The following is a 14,597-nucleotide window of genomic DNA, read 5'->3' as shown; positions in this document are numbered from 1 at the left end:
TCTCGCCTGGCCCGCGGTGTCCCGCACGCGCGCTCGCGGCGTTGTCGTCGGTCGCCATGGTCCCCCGTAGCCCTCCGGGCACGGGAGGTGCCCCCACCGCCATGACTCCCTCCTCCGCCTTGCGATCGCACGCACCGGACACCGCGGCCCCCGCCCTCCGGGCGGACGCCGATACTTTCCGGACACTCCCTAACGTGCCGCCGGGGGCATCAGTGTGACGAGGAACCTCTTGGCCGGGCCGGTGTTCCCGGCCGAGTCGATCGTGCGGTACTCCACCGTGTGCGTGCCGTACTCGGGCGTCGCGTCGTCCCAGGGGACCACGCGCGGGGTGCCGAGCTTGCCGTAGACCAGGCCGTCGATCTCGGTGCCGCCGGGGGTGAAGCGGAACGGCGCGTCCGCGTCGGTCGGCCAGCCGTAGTACGTGTACCAGCCGTCGCCGTCGACCCGGAACTGGCTGACCACGTACCCGTCCTGGTCGTCCCGCGCGGTCAGCCGCATCGTGAACGGACCGTCGTACACGTACTCCACCGGGCGGCCCGGGCGGCGGACCGTGCGCAGCGGCTCCGACAGCTCGTACGCCCCGGTGGCCGGTGTCGCGTCGACCGTCCAGCGCAGCTCGTGGCCGGTGCCCGCGATCCGGGCGGTCAGGGTGTGGGTGACGCCGGGGCGCATCCGCAGCGCGGACAGGTCCAGGTCGCGGTCGTTGCCGGCGCCGGCCACCCGCCGGCCGTCCAGCCGCCACTGGACGGCGAGGGTGCGGTCGGCCGGGTGCGTGGTGTCGGCGTACACGACCGAGCGGGCCCCGACGGGCGCCCCGGTGGCGGTGTGCCCGGTGAACGCGGCGGCCACCGGTTCGGGCCGGGTGGTGACCGCCGGGTCGACCGTCCAGGTGACCTTGCGGGTCAGGGCCGCCGAGCCCCGCACCGCCGGGTCCCGCACGAACGGCGTGGGATCGGTGACCGTCGCGGTCAGGGTGTGCCGGCCGGGTGCCACGTCCAGCCGCCGCAGGTCGACCGTGCGGGCCCCGGCCGTCCCCACGGGGCGCCCGTCGAGCCGCCAGGTCACGTCCAGTTCACCGCCCACCGGGTGCAGCGTGTCCACCCACACCGTCCGGTCGGCGCCCAGCGGCGCGGTGTTCGGGGTGTGCGCCCGGACCAGGTTCACCTTCGACGAGATCGCCCGCACCATGACCTCGCGGCCCACCTGGTCGAAGGCGTACCCGAGGGTCTTCATGATCGAGTGCCGGCTGGGCCGCCACACGCCCTTCGTGCTGTAGAGCCCGCCCTCGTGGCGGCCGATGACGCCCCCCGACTCGCTCTCCTCGCCCAGCCACCGCCACCACTTGGCCCGCTGGTCCCTCATCCGCCGCTCGGTGAGCACGGTGTGGTGCGCGGACGCCGGTTCGCCGCCCTCGTACGCACCGCCGGGGACACCGCGCCCGTAGTAGTCGTACTCGTCCTGGAGCCCGCCCAGGGAGTGGCCGATCTCGTGCGGGGTGATCAGGGAGGACAGTGCGTTGCCGCCGGACGCGGTGGCGTGGGTGCCGCCCGCGCCGCCGTAGGTGTCGCTGTTGGCGAGGGCGACGATCTGCCGGTTGGCCGCCGTCGTGCCCGGTACCAGGCCGGCGAGCGCGTCGGCCGCGTCGCCGTCCACGGTCAGCAGCCGCTGCACGCTGCCGGGGTCGCAGCCGCCCCAGAAGCCCATCCCGAGCGGGGTGTCCCGGCGCGGGGCGTCCAGCGCGGGGTCGCAGTCGACCCCCGACTCGGCCGAGGGGACCTCCACCGCCCAGACGTTGACGTAGGAACGGTAGGAAGCGAACGGCTCGATGCTCCACAGCACGTTGAGGTGCTTCTCGACGTCCGCCCGGAACTCGGGAAGCTGTTCCGCGGTGTAGCCGTCCCCGAGCAGGACCAGGTTGAACCGTTCGTCCGCGGGGCCCGTGGTCTGTACCGGGACGACGGTGGCGTTCTCGGTGACCGGCGGGCGCTCCCCGGCGGTGGCCGGTCCGGAGCCCACCAGCGCGGTGGTGAGGAGGCAGGCCGCGCCGGTCAGCGCGGCGGCTCGTCCAAGGCGTTGAGGAACCATGGGGCCGGAGCGTACGGTGCGACCAACGAGCCGTAAAGACACCGCTGTTGGCCATCGCTACGCCAGATAGCGCAGCCCCGGGTGTTCGCTCACGTACGCGTCGAGGAGCCGTCGCGCCACCGACACCGAGTCCACCAGCGGGTGCAGGGCGAACGCCTTGACGGCGGCCGCCCGCGACCCGCCCTCCGCGGCCGCCAGCACCTCCCGCTCGACCGCCTTGACCGTGGTCACCAGCCCGGCCGCGTGCCGGGGAAGCGGTGCGGCCGACACCGGGTGGGCGCCGTTGGCGTCGACGAAGCAGGGCACCTCGACGACCGCGTCCGGGTCCAGCTCCGCGAGGGTGGTGCGGTTGCGGACGTTCAGGATCAGGGTGGTGCGCTCGTCGCGGGCGACGGCCCGCATCAGCGCCAGGGCGACCTGCTCGTACCCGCCCGGCTCCAGGTCCTCCTCCGCCCGCTCCCCGGCGCCGGCCGCCTCCCGGTTGGCCGCCATGTAGGTGGCCTCGCGCTCGGCCAGGGTGGCGTGCCAGGTGTCCAGGGAGGGGGAGCCGTAGAACCCGGCCTGCTGTTCGCGCAGGTAGGCGCCCCGGGTCAGCCCGGCGTCGCGGTAGGCGTGCACCGCCTCACGGTTGAAGTAGTAGTAGTGCAGGTACTCGTTGGGGATCGCGCCCAGGGAGCGCAGCCAGTCGGCGCCGAACAGCTTGCCCTCCTCGAAGGAGCCCAGCGCCCCGGGGTCCGCCAGCAGCCGGGGCAGCTCGTCCCGCCCCGCCACCCGCACACCGCGCAGCCAGCCCAGGTGGTTGAGGCCCACGTAGTCGAAGAACGCCTCGTCCGGGTCGGCCCCGAGCAGCCGCGCCACGCGCCGCCCCAGGCCCACGGGCGAGTCGCAGATGCCGATCACCCGGTCGCCCAGGACCCGGGACATGGCTTCCGTGACGAGCCCGGCCGGATTGGTGAAGTTGATGACCCAGGCGTCCGGGGCGACCGCCGCGACCCGGCGGGCGATCGACACGGCCACCGGGACCGTGCGCAGCCCGTACGCGATGCCGCCCGCGCCCACCGTCTCCTGGCCCAGCACGCCCTCGGCCAGTGCCACCCGCTCGTCCGCCGCCCGCCCTGCCAGGCCCCCGACGCGGATCGCCGAGAACACGAAGTCGGCGCCCCGCAGGGCCTCGTCGAGGTCCGTGGTGGCCGTCACCACGGGGGCGTCCGGGACGCCCGCCGCCTGCTCGGCCAGCACACCGCGGACCGCCCGCAGCCGGTCCGCGTCCACATCGTGCAGGGTCACCCGGGTGACCCGCCCCTCCGCGCGGTCGCCCAGCAGCGCCCGGTACACCAGCGGAACGCGGAAACCGCCGCCACCCAGAATCGTCAGCTTCATGCGGTCACGCTACTCGGCCGCGCGGGAGCGCCCGGAAAGGCTTGACCACGGCAGGACCGAGCGAGACGATACGTATCGTCTCGTCCTCATGGAAGGGAACCACCCGTGCCCCAGCCCCACGTCCGGTACGTCCGGACCGCCCCCGGCGTGGGCCTGTGGACCGAGTGGCGCGGTGACCCGGACCCGGACGCCCCGCGCTGCTCCTGGTCATGGGTGCCCAGGCGTCCGGCCTCGGCTGGCCCGACGAACTGTGCGACCTGCTCGCCGCCCACCACCGGGTCATCCGCTACGACCACCGCGACACGGGCCGCTCGACCTGGTCCTACGACAAGGAGCCCTACGCCCTCACCGCCCTCGCGGAGGATGTGGTCGCACTGCTCGACGGCCCCCGCCGCCCCACCCCCGGCACCTGGCGCAGGTCACCGGCGGCGCCGACCTGGTCGAGGCCCCCGGGATGGGGCACGCCCTGCCGCGCCAGGTCCTCGCGCCGCCGGCCGAGGCGGTCCTGGGGCGCACCGCGCGCCCCTGAGCGCCCTCAGCCCACGTCCAGCGCGTTCCGCAGCCCCAGCCGGTACCGGACGCGGTCGTGCCGCTTCAGGGCCTCGATCTCCGGCGCCCGGAACAGGGGCTTCACCACGCACCGGGGGGCGTCGGAACCGGTCCGGTCCAGCAGGGCGTTGACGGCCTGGCGGGCGGCGGCGTTGGCGCCCTCCATCGTCGCCAGGTCGATGGCGACCGACACGTAGTCGCCCGCCAGGAAGAAGTTCGGGACCGCCGTGGCCGCCGGCGGGCGGAGGTGGAACGTGCCGACCGGGTGGATCAGCAACTCGTCCTCGTTGGTGGGGTGCGGGGTGCCGAGACCGTCCACGCCCGGGTCCAGGAACCACGAGTGCAGGGCACCGTCCTTGAGCACCGTGCGGCCGGTGTCGTTGAGGGCCGCCTTGAGCTGGGCCCACACCTCACGGGCCACCTGCTCGCGCGTGCACTGCTTGGCCGTCCGGCCGTACAGGATCCCCGGCCTGTCCCACTCCGAGATGTCCACGGACAGGCACTCCACCGCCACGCCGTCGCCGTAGTCGGCCGGGAAGTCCCGCCGCGGCCAGTGCCCCGCCTGGGCGATCGCCGTCAGCGCCCACGGCGAGTCGATGCAGTTGACGTGGCCGCGCACCATGGGCGGACGCTCGGTCAGATAGAACTGGATGCCCGTCATCCAGTCGGTCCGGAGCCCGTCGCACCGCGCCAGCCGGGGGTCCGCCGCCCGCAGGGCCGCGCCCCAGGTGCGCCGCGCGTGCTCGACCGGCAGGGCGCACACATAGTGGTCGGCGCGGACCGTGCCGCGGACGCCGGCGGGGTCCTCCACCAGCGCGCCGGTCACCTCGCCCCCTCCGTACAGCACCTCGCGCAGGCTCCAGCCGATACGGAACTCGACGCCCAGCGACCGCAGGTGGGCCTCCCACGGGTCGATCCACGCCTCGTTGGTGGGCGCGTCCAGGATCCGGTCCGGCGGGCCGTCCGCGCCACGGCCGAGCGCGTTGAAGACGAACGCCTCGCCGAGCGTGCCCACCGTGCGGGTGCTGGCCTCCTCCGCCTTGGTGGCCACGATGTTGCGGGTGACGCCGATGGCGAGGATCCGCTGGTACGTCTCCGACATCCGCGCCGCCCGGGTGAACTCCCACCAGGGCATGTGCTCCCACACCTCGTCGCGCCGCTCGTCGCAGCTCGTCAGGAAGACCAGCGCGCGGTTGACGAAGTACGCGCCCTCGTGGAGCGGCAGCCCGGTCGCCGTCTCGACCAGCGCGGTCAGGGCCCGGCGGATGTCGTCGAGCGTGAGCCGCTCCGGCTGGTGGCCCGGCCACGGGATGGGCATCCGCAGGTCCTCGCGGCCGGTGCGGGCGAACGCCATCTCGCGGGGCGCGACCAGGTTGTCGTACACGCCGTGGGCGTTGCCGGGGAACGGGATGCGCCGCATCGTGTCGGGGAGGTTGTGGTAGATGCCCGGGATGAACCGGAACCCGTGCTCGGCCGGCAGGGGTCTGCGCCCGCCCCTGGAGCTGCCGGGCACGTCCATGCTGCGCGCCTTGCCGCCGAGCGCGCGCCGCTCGTAGAGCGTGACCCGGAACCCCCGCTCGGCCAGCTCGTGCGCGGCGGTCATCCCGGCGACCCCGCCGCCGAACACCGCGACGGCCGGGCCGCGGGGCGCCGGGGCCGCCGCGGCCGCCGGGCCCGGCAGCGCGCCCACCCCGACCGCCCCGGTGACGGCGGTGGCGCCCGCCATGAAGGTGCGTCGTGTCGTACCCGTACGGTGCATGCCCCACCCAACCCTTACCCGAGGTAACCAGCCCGTCGGTCGCAGGAGCTTAGGGCCGCCCCGCGCGACCCGGAACCACCGTGCGCCCCGCCACCGCACAATGGCCGGTTCCCGCCACCGGCCTCGCGCCGGCACCACCCGCCGGCCCCCGGCCCCCCGGGCCGCCCGGGCCGGGGAGAGACGCGGGCTCAGGTGTGCGCCGGGCCGGGAGCCGCCAGCCAGGACGCGACCGCCCCGGCGATCGGCAGCCCGGTCTCCAGCTCCACGAACCCGAACTGCCCGCCCTGGTTGCACTCCAGGAACCACCACAGGCCCTCGGCGTCCTCGGCGAAGTCGAACGCGGCGTACACCAGACCGGCCAGGTCCATGAACTCCCGCACCGGACGGGCGATCCGGTCCGGCACCCCGACCGGCTCCCACGCGTGCCCGGTGTCGCCGTACCGCCCGTCCACCTGCCCCTCCGCGGACGCCTTGCGCGCGGCGAACAGCCGGCCCCCGACGCAGGTGAGCCGGACGTCCGCCCGCTTGGGCACGTACCGCTGGAAGAGCGTCGGCCCGGCCGCGACCCCCGCGAAGTCCGCCCCCGGCTCCACCAGCGTGGTGGGCAGCGCGACCGGCGGATCGGTGCGCGGCGGCCCCGACAGGGACTTCACCACCACCCGCCCGTAGCGCTCGGCGAACTCCTCCGCCACCCGCGGGAACGTCGTGATCAGCGTGGGCGGCACGGCGAAGCCGCTGTGGTGCGCGACCCGCAACTGCCAGGGCTTGTACCGCGCCTGCGCGGCCGGCCGCGGATGGTTCATCCAGCGCGCCGTGGTCGAGTACAGCATCCCGTACAGCGCCTGCCCGGTCTCCGCGCCCAGCCACGCCGACGTCCCCGGCGCGTGCGCCGCCGGCTCGCCCGGGCGGCGCACCCACACGGAGCGCAGCGCCCGGGAGCTGACCATGCGCCCCTGTGCCGAGAGGTAGCAGTGGAAGTCCCCGTGCACGTACTCGGCGGACAGATCGGCCCCACCGGGCAGGTCGGCGGGGTCCAGCCGTACGAGCGGCACACCCCGCTCGTGCAGCTCGGCCACCACCATGTCCGCCGTGACGTCCTGAGGGCTCGTCAGGACCAGAACGGTCATCAGCTCGCGCCGGCCGTGCTTCAGTCGTCGAAGTGCGTCTGGGAGCCGGCGGTGGACGTGGTCGTGCCCGCGGCCAGCAGCAGCGCCCGGTCGCTGATGGCCGGGCGCCCGTCGGGCAGGACGTTGAGCTGGAGCGCCGGGTCGTAGGTGTAGAGCGCGGTGACGTCCTCCGAAGCCTTCTGCGGACGCGCGTAGCTGCACGCGAACGGCTGCATGATCCCCTCCATCATTCGTCAACTCCGGTACGAGTGACGGTACGCGGGGGCGTGTGTAGGGGGCTCACTACGCTCCGCTGCGCACCGGACGCGCGGCCGGCCGGGCCCCCGGCGACCGGCACAATGGAGGCATGTCCCGACGCACCCCCGCCCGCCGCGCCACCCCCCGCCCCACCTCGCGTAACCCCCGGTCCGCCGCACACCCGCGCACCGCCTCCGAGGTGCGGGACGACAGCCCCTGCCCGTGCGGACTGCCCGCCGCCTACGGGGCCTGTTGTGGCCGGTTTCACACGGGCGGGGCGCTCGCGCCGACCGCCGAACTGCTGATGCGCTCCCGCTACAGCGCCTTCGTCGTCCGCGACGAGCCGTATCTGCTGCGCACCTGGGCACCGGCCACCCGGCCGCGGAGCGTGGACTTCGACCCCGCCATGCGCTGGACCGGCCTGGAGATCACCGGTACCACCGACGGCACCCTCTTCCACACCACCGGCACGGTCTCCTTCGTCGCCCGCTACACCCACGGCGGCGAGCCCGGCGCGCTGAGCGAACGCAGCCGCTTCGAGCGGACCGACGGCGCCTGGGTGTACGTGGACGGCACCTTCACCGAATAGGCGAGCGCGGCCGGCAGGAGGACGCCTCGGCGCCGGCTCCAGTGACGGGCCGGCGCGCGGCCGGCCGCGGCGGGAGATCAGCGCCGGGCGGCGCCCCGGGCGGAGGATCAGCGCCAGGACGCGCCCGGGCGGAGCAGCAGGCCCGGGTTGTAGGCGCCGAGCACCTTGTTGGCACGGGCCAGCGCGGCCAGGGCGTGCTCGCGGTCCGCCTGGTCCTCGGTGCACAGGGGTGCCCGGAACCGGTACACCTCGCGCGCCGCGCACTCGGCGTCGACCTCCGCCTGAAGGATGCCGATCGGCATGCACGAGCCGATGAGGGCGGCCACCCGGTCGGGGATCGGGACGGGGACGAGGGGCGACGCGGTCACGTGGAGTCCTTCACTGCTGAGCGCTGCTTGTGGCAGCCGTCTGTTTGCTGTGCTCCCTCCATGGGTACAGCATCAGGTTCGCGTTTACCCCAAGGGTTTGTATCTGTGCTGCAACCGTTTGCTCCGCGACCGGTGATTTCCGTCGCACGAACGCCCGAAGTCCCCGCCGGACGGCAGGTGTTGATCTTCCCGGCCGCGGTCAGCCCCGCCGGCCCTCGGCGGTGCCCCGCCGGCCGCCGGACTCCGCGGCACGCAGGTGCAGCGCCCGCAGCACCGCCTCCGTCGCGAACCTGGACCGGGGGTCGGCGAGCCGTCCGCCGAACCGGGCTTCGAGGTTGCGCATCCGGTAGCGCACGGTCTGCGGGTGCACGTCGAGCAGCTCGCCCATCTGCGCGGCGGTGCCGCGGGTGTCCAGCCAGGTGCGCAGGGTATCGATGAGCCGGTCGCGGCGGGTGGGCGTGAGTCCGGCGAGCGGGGCCAGCTCCCGCTCGGCGAGCTGGTCGACGAGGGCGGGGTCCGCCAGCAGCCAGAGGGTCACCAGGTGGTCGGCGCAGAAGGTGAGCGGGGCGTCCTCGACGACACCGGCGTCGATCAGTTCCAGGACGCGGCGGGCCCAGCGGAGCGAGTCGGCCGCGGAGGCCAGGGGGACGGTGAGGCCCACGGCCGCGCGGTCCGCCGGGAGGGCCGCCTCGAGCGACCGCCTCCGTGTGTCGTCCAGCGGGCCGGGGAACAGCAGGTGCGGCTGAGGGTCGCTCGGGTCGACCAGGACATCGTTGTCGGGTTTGCCGCGGAGGGAGGGACGGGCCGGAGGGCGCAGCGCGACGAGCGTGACCCGGTCGGGCAGCGGCCAGCCGGTCTGCTCGGCCAGTTCGGCGAGGGCGGTGCGCGGGACGGGCGGTCCGGCGAGGATCAGGTGCAGCAGCCGTCTGCGTAAGGACTCGGCCTGTTCGACGGTCTCCGCCCGGACTTGCAGATAGCCCTCCCGGGACAGCGCCTCCAGCTCGTCGACGTAGGCGAACAGCGCGTCGGCGAAGCTGAGCATCAGGGTGGGGGAGAAGTTGTAGCGCCTGCCGACCTTCTTGGCCCGCCGCAGCGCCACCCGGGCGCCCAGGCGGTAGGCCCCCAGCAGGGTTTCCAGGCTGCGGCCCTCGTACGCCTCGAACCGGCCGAACCGCCGGCACATCTCGTCGCGCAGGGTCGTGGGCGCCGAGGGGGAGGCGACCTGGTCGACGAAGGCGGAGATGTTCTCCTCGACGCCGAGGCGGATCGCCTTGCCGTAGGGGCCGCCCAGGAGGCGGGCGTACTCGGGGTAGGCGCGCGTGACCTCGATGCCGATCTCCTGGACGAGGCTCGGCAGTTCGGGCCGGATGATGGCGGCGAACTCCTGGGGGAGCGGCCCCAGTGGCTCGCCCACGTCCGACGGCTGGGTGGTGGATCGGGGCATGGCGGGTGGCCCCTCCTTCTCCGGGTGCGGCCGGTGGGGGGAGGTGGTGCGGGGGCGCTGTGGGGGGAAGCGCTCCCACGTGCGGGCGGGGTCGAGCACTTCGTGGGTGCCGAACATAGACCAGGAGTCGCCGGGCGCGCACCAGTACGGACCAATGGTCCGGGCGCGGTGCACGGATCTGGCCGAAGCCCGACCGTCTTCCCGGTCCGGGCGGGGCCGGCACCCGGCCGAAGGGGCGGGAGTGCTCACTTCCGTACAAGAAACCCCGGCGATCTGTGGCCCGTACGACAAGAAAATACCCGTCGGTAAGAATGCCGGGGAAAACTTACGGGCGCGTATTGCGCGGCCGGTTACTCGCTCGTAGCGTCAATCGCGCAAGGTGCTCGACCTGGTGGCCGTACGCAATTGGCCCCGTGTTCCGTGAAGTGAGCCGCCACCGCTTGTCCCCGGCGTGTACGAGCCGCATACGCGTGGGGGAAAGCGGTCATCAGGTACGCCCCATCCCCTCAGGAGGGAACAGCCCGTGCGACCCGTTACCAGAATTTCCGCCATTTCTGCCGCCGCGTTACTGGCCGCCGCCGGAGTGTCCGCGACGACCGCGTCGGCCGCCCCCCAGGCCACCTGGACCGTCAGCAACCCGGCCGCGGACGACGTGTTCACAGCCACCAACGTCCCGGCCGCCAACGCCGTCCTCACCAACGTGACCACCGGCGCCACCATCACGTGTTCCGTCTACGCCGCCTCCGGGACCGCCGTGGACGGCGCCTACGCCAGTGGGGCCGGCCTGGCCACCATCGGCACCGCCACCTTCGGCACCTCCGCCACCAAGTGCAACGGCCCGCTCGGGTCCAAGTGGGTCTCCTCGTCCGTCCAGGCGATGAAGCTCAACGGGGTCACCTACGCCGCGGGCGTCACCAAGGGCACGCTGACCGGCGTGAAGGTGACCCTCACCGGCACCAGCCTGCTCGGGACGTGCAACGCCACGATCGAGGGGTCCGCCAACACCGGCAGTTACACCAACGCCACCGGCGTCCTGGAGATCGTGCCCGACGCCACCCCGGCGCTGACCGTCACCAGTGCGTCCGGGTCGTGCGCGGGCCTGATCAAGACCGGCGACAAGGCCAAGTTCGGCGCCAAGTACCAGGTCTCGCCGGTCCTCACGGTCACCAGCCCGTAAGCACCGGGCGGGCGGCCCCGGGGCGGGGGGCCGGCGGGGCGGGGGGCGGGGGGCGCCCCCTCACCCGGGGCTGGGCCGCCCCCCCCGTCCCCCCCGCCGTTAGCGCGGGCGGGGCGGCGCGGGGGGGGGGGGGGGGCGGGGCCCGCCCCCCCCCCCCCCCCCCGGCGCGGGGCGCCCACCGTGGGACGGACAGCAGCGGGCGATGTGGGGGTTGACCGATGGGCAGCAGCACGACCGGCGGGCCGGGCCGCCGGCGCACCTGGGCGCGCACCGCGTCCGTGGGGGCCGTGGTGCTGGTGGCGGGGCTCGTGCCCGGCACCGGTACCGGGGTCGCGGTGGACGAGGGCGCGCAGCCCGCCGGCGGGGTCTTCGGCTACGCCTGCCGGCTGCCGGGCGGGGAACACCCGGCGGAGGTACGGGTCTCGGCCACGCTGCCGCGCCAGGTCGCGGCCGGCCGGCCGGTGCGCCCCTCGGACGTGCGGGTCGCCGTGCGGCTGCCCGCGGAGGCGGTGGCCGAACTGGCCGCCCTGGGCGCCGCGTCCGCGAGCGGAGCCGTCCGTCTGGCCGGGCGGGTGGCGCAGGGCGACGACACCGCCGACCTGCCCTGGACACAGCTCACCGTCCCGGACGGCGCCCTGCCGGTCACGGGGCCGTACACGGTGGAGGGCGCGGGCGCCGTGCCCTCGGTGACCGCCTCCGCGGCGGGCGACCTCGTCTTCTCGACCGGGCCCGTCACCCTGGACCTGCTGCTGCGCAAGGCCGACGACACCCCGCTCGTCCCGCCCGTCCCCTCCCTCACCTGCGCGCCCGAACCGGGCCAGGACATCACGATGGGCCGGGTCGCGGTGCTCCCCGGGCCCGGCACCGGTGACCGCCCGCCGGTCGTCGACGGGCCGTCCCCCGGCCCGGACGGCCCGGTACCGGTACCGGAGGGCCCGGACCCGGTACCGGACGGTCCGGCGGGCACGCCGCCCCCGGGCCCCGGTCCGCGCACGGGTCCGGCACGGGGCCACGGGGCCGGCCGGGCCGACGACTGCGTGGAGGCCCCACCGGTGAGCCAGGATCCCGTACCGAGCCACGGCTACATCGCCGGCTACGCCAACGTCCTGAAGCTCGGCTCCGCCATGTTCCTCAAGGACCCCGGCCTGATGAGGGTGAACATGGCCAAGGCCACCCAGACCTACCAGTGCCCGCGCGACGACGGGCTCGTCTTCACCATGTACAGCGACGCCACCCTCGACCACCGGGGGAAACCGCAATTGCCGCCCGTCCGGTCGACGTTCCTCACCTTCGGCTTCATGCCGACGACGGCCACGGCGGAACTCACGCTGGCCGGTCCCATGGACATCGCCACCGGCAGCTACTTCTCACCCGACGGGCAGTTCTCCGAGGTCACGAAGGCGACCGCCGAGCTGTGGGTGCGGCTCTCCGACGTGAAGGTGAACGGCACCCCCCTCGACGTCGGCCCCGCCTGCCGCACCGCCCGGCCCATGAGGCTCACACTGGCCGGCCGCGGCTGGTACGACGCCGAGGGCAGGCCCCACGGCTACACAGTGGTCACCGGCGGCCCGCTGACCGGCTCCGCCACCATCCCCGAGTTCAGCGGCTGCGGCGCCACGGAGGACCTGGACCCGCTGTTCACCGCCTCCCTGTCCGGGAGCGGCAACCACACCAGGCTGACGCAGGGCGTGCTGTGCTCACCGGGCCAGCCGGAGTTCTGCCCGGACCCGCCGAGGCCGAAGCCCGAGCGGTGACCCGGCCGCGCGCCGGTACGCACGGAGCGACAAAGAATCCCCGCCGGTTTGTCATGCGGTGACAAATGGCCCGGCGGCCGCGAAGACGTCGTGTGCGGCGCTTGTCCGGGACCTTCGGGTGACCGTAACGTGCGCCTCCCGACGCACTTTTGTCACTTCCTCAGCAAGAGCGGGACCTGGGAGTTGTGGTGGGAACAGAAGTGGTCGTCGAAGGACTCACCAAATCCTTCGGCAAACAGAACATCTGGCAGGACGTCACGCTCACCCTGCCGGCCGGTGAGGTCAGTGTGATGCTCGGCCCCTCCGGCACCGGCAAGACCGTATTCCTGAAATCACTCATAGGGCTGCTGAAACCCGAGCGCGGGCGCGTGCTCATCAACGGCGTCGACATGGTGAACAGCCCCGAGCGCGACATCTACGAAACGCGGAAACTCTTCGGCCTCATGTTCCAGGACGGGGCGCTCTTCGGCTCGATGTCGCTGTTCGACAACGTCGCCTTTCCGCTGCGGGAACACACCCGCAAGAAGGAGTCTGAGATCCGCCGCACCGTGATGGAGCGGATGGAGATGGTCGGCCTCGTCGGGGCGGAGGGGAAACTGCCCGGCGAGATATCCGGCGGTATGCGCAAACGCGCCGGGCTGGCCCGCGCCCTCGTCCTCGACCCGCAGATCGTCCTCTGCGACGAGCCCGACTCCGGACTGGACCCCGTCCGCACCGCCTACCTCTCCCAACTGCTGATCGACCTCAACGCGCAGATCGACGCCACGATGCTGATCGTCACGCACAACCTCGACATCGCGGCCACGGTTCCGGACAACATGGGCATGCTGTTCCGGCGCAATCTCGTCACCTTCGGACCCCGTGAGGTCCTGCTCACCAGCGACGAGCCGGTGGTGGCGCAGTTCCTGAGCGGGCGGCGCGAAGGCCCCATCGGGATGTCGGAGGAGAAGGACGCCGCGACGCTGGCGCGCGAACAGCGGACCCCCACCACCCACGCGCCCCGGGTCGTCGCCCCGCAACTGGAACCCTCGCCCGGCCTGCCGCCCCGCGCCGCCGTCCAGCGTCGTCGCGAACGGGTCCTCGCCATGCTGCCCCGCCTGCCGGAGGCCGCCAGGACCGCGATCCTCCGCAGCTACGCCCCCGCCGGCACGGGGGGCGGTGCCGCCTCATGACCACCGACCACCCGGGCACCCCCCGCCCCACTACCCCGGACACCGCCACCCCGGACACCGCCACCCTCCCGGACATCCGGACCGCCCCACCGGCCGATCCGGTGCCCGGCCCCTCCACCGGCCCGGCCACCCGCCCCTCCACCGGCCGGCAGCGCCCGCACCGGGGCGGGGACGCCCACCGGCCGCCCTCGCGGGCACTGGCGCCGCTGCGGGAAACGGGGCGGCTGTTCGCCCTCGCGGCCACCGTGGCCCGCGACACCTTCCGCCGGCCGTTCCAGTTCCGCGAGTTCGTCGAGCAGTTCTGGTTCGTCGCCGGCGTCACGATCCTGCCCGCGGCGCTGGTCTCGATCCCGTTCGGCGCGGTCATCGCCCTCCAGGTCGGCTCGCTCACCCAGCAGCTCGGCGCCCAGTCGTTCACCGGCGGTGCCAGCGTGCTGGCCGTCATCCAGCAGGCCAGCCCCCTGATCGTCGCGCTGCTGATCTCCGGCGCCGGAGGGTCCGCCATCTGCGCCGACCTCGGCTCCCGCAAGATCCGCGAGGAACTGGACGCCATGGCGGTCATGGGCGTGTCGCCCGTCCAGCGCCTGGTCGTCCCGCGCGTCCTCGCCACCATGCTGGTCGCCGTGCTGCTCAACGGCATGGTCTCCGTCGTCGGCACCCTGGGCGGCTACTTCTTCAACGTGATCATGCAGGACGGCACCCCCGGCGCCTACCTCGCCAGCTTCTCCGCCCTCGCCCAGCTACCCGACCTGTGGATCAGCGAGATCAAGGCGCTGATCTTCGGCTTCCTCGCCGGCATCGTCGCCGCCCACCGGGGCCTCAACCCCCGCGGCGGACCGAAGGGGGTCGGCGACGCGGTCAACCAGTCCGTCGTCATCACCTTCCTCCTCCTCTTCTTCGTCAACATGGTCCTCACCGCGATCTACCTCCAGGTCGTCCCCGCGAAGGGAGCCTGA

12 protein-coding genes and 1 pseudogene are annotated in these 14,597 nt (G+C 73.8%); 6 read left to right on the top strand and 7 right to left on the bottom strand.

The features are described 5' to 3' along the window. Positions 1-189 precede the first annotated feature (189 nt). Together ACF068_RS11305 and ACF068_RS11300 are read right to left on the bottom strand one after the other, a co-directional pair. The gene (locus ACF068_RS11305) at positions 190-2,085 is read right to left on the bottom strand and encodes a M64 family metallopeptidase (protein ID WP_392273956.1); all 1,896 of its coding nucleotides are present in this window, start codon (positions 2,083-2,085) and stop codon (positions 190-192) included. A gap of 57 nt (positions 2,086-2,142) precedes the next feature. Then, complete coding sequence (locus ACF068_RS11300; RefSeq protein WP_392273955.1) at positions 2,143-3,465, bottom strand: 6-phospho-beta-glucosidase; 1,323 nt, start codon at positions 3,463-3,465, stop codon at positions 2,143-2,145. A gap of 105 nt (positions 3,466-3,570) precedes the next feature. Between ACF068_RS11300 and ACF068_RS11295 the strand changes: the two are divergent. Continuing rightward, positions 3,571-3,848, top strand: a pseudogene (locus ACF068_RS11295) (alpha/beta fold hydrolase); the annotation flags it as partial. A gap of 152 nt (positions 3,849-4,000) precedes the next feature. On the opposite strand, the gene ACF068_RS11290 reads toward ACF068_RS11295, so the two are convergent. The 3 genes from ACF068_RS11290 to tgmA all read right to left on the bottom strand — a co-directional run bounded on the left by ACF068_RS11290 (position 4,001) and on the right by tgmA (position 7,115). Continuing rightward, the gene (locus tag ACF068_RS11290; RefSeq protein WP_392273954.1) at positions 4,001-5,773 is read right to left on the bottom strand and encodes an FAD-dependent oxidoreductase; all 1,773 of its coding nucleotides are present in this window, start codon (positions 5,771-5,773) and stop codon (positions 4,001-4,003) included. 188 nt (positions 5,774-5,961) lie between these two features. Continuing rightward, the gene (gene tgmB, locus ACF068_RS11285) at positions 5,962-6,900 is read right to left on the bottom strand and encodes an ATP-grasp ribosomal peptide maturase (RefSeq protein WP_392273953.1); all 939 of its coding nucleotides are present in this window, start codon (positions 6,898-6,900) and stop codon (positions 5,962-5,964) included. A 20-nt stretch (positions 6,901-6,920) separates the two neighbouring features. Beyond that, a complete protein-coding gene (gene tgmA / locus ACF068_RS11280; protein ID WP_392273952.1) occupies positions 6,921-7,115 on the bottom strand; it encodes a putative ATP-grasp-modified RiPP in 195 nt (64 codons plus the stop codon). Positions 7,116-7,246: 131 nt separating this feature from the next. Between tgmA and ACF068_RS11275 the strand changes: the two genes are divergently transcribed. Beyond that, the gene (locus tag ACF068_RS11275; protein ID WP_392273951.1) at positions 7,247-7,726 is read left to right on the top strand and encodes a YchJ family protein; all 480 of its coding nucleotides are present in this window, start codon (positions 7,247-7,249) and stop codon (positions 7,724-7,726) included. A 107-nt stretch (positions 7,727-7,833) separates the two neighbouring features. On the opposite strand, the gene ACF068_RS11270 is transcribed toward ACF068_RS11275, so the two are convergent. Then, a complete protein-coding gene (locus tag ACF068_RS11270) occupies positions 7,834-8,094 on the bottom strand; it encodes a hypothetical protein (protein WP_392273950.1) in 261 nt (86 codons plus the stop codon). A 199-nt stretch (positions 8,095-8,293) separates the two neighbouring features. After that, positions 8,294-9,538, bottom strand: a complete 1,245-nt coding sequence (locus ACF068_RS11265; protein WP_392273949.1) for a helix-turn-helix domain-containing protein — start codon at positions 9,536-9,538, stop codon at positions 8,294-8,296. Positions 9,539-10,121: 583 nt separating this feature from the next. Here ACF068_RS11265 and ACF068_RS11260 point away from each other — a divergent pair. The 4 genes from ACF068_RS11260 to ACF068_RS11245 all read left to right on the top strand — a co-directional run bounded on the left by ACF068_RS11260 (position 10,122) and on the right by ACF068_RS11245 (position 14,597). Continuing rightward, positions 10,122-10,715 carry a hypothetical protein gene (locus ACF068_RS11260; protein WP_392273948.1) on the top strand — a complete coding sequence of 198 codons (594 nt, stop codon included), beginning with the start codon at positions 10,122-10,124 and terminating at the stop codon, positions 10,713-10,715. A gap of 218 nt (positions 10,716-10,933) precedes the next feature. After that, positions 10,934-12,469, top strand: coding sequence for a DUF6801 domain-containing protein (locus ACF068_RS11255; protein WP_392273947.1), 1,536 nt, complete (start codon positions 10,934-10,936; stop codon positions 12,467-12,469). A 188-nt stretch (positions 12,470-12,657) separates the two neighbouring features. Continuing rightward, the gene (locus ACF068_RS11250; RefSeq protein WP_392273946.1) at positions 12,658-13,641 is read left to right on the top strand and encodes an ABC transporter ATP-binding protein; all 984 of its coding nucleotides are present in this window, start codon (positions 12,658-12,660) and stop codon (positions 13,639-13,641) included. Then, on the top strand, positions 13,638-14,597 hold the full coding sequence (locus ACF068_RS11245) for an MlaE family ABC transporter permease (protein ID WP_392273945.1): 960 nt from the start codon (positions 13,638-13,640) through the stop codon (positions 14,595-14,597). Before ACF068_RS11250 ends, ACF068_RS11245 begins: the two co-directional genes overlap by 4 nt.

It is taken from the genome of Streptomyces sp. NPDC016309, from assembly GCF_043077235.1.
Classification (GTDB): domain Bacteria; phylum Actinomycetota; class Actinomycetes; order Streptomycetales; family Streptomycetaceae; genus Streptomyces.
This window is presented reverse-complemented; position numbering and strand designations above follow the sequence as displayed.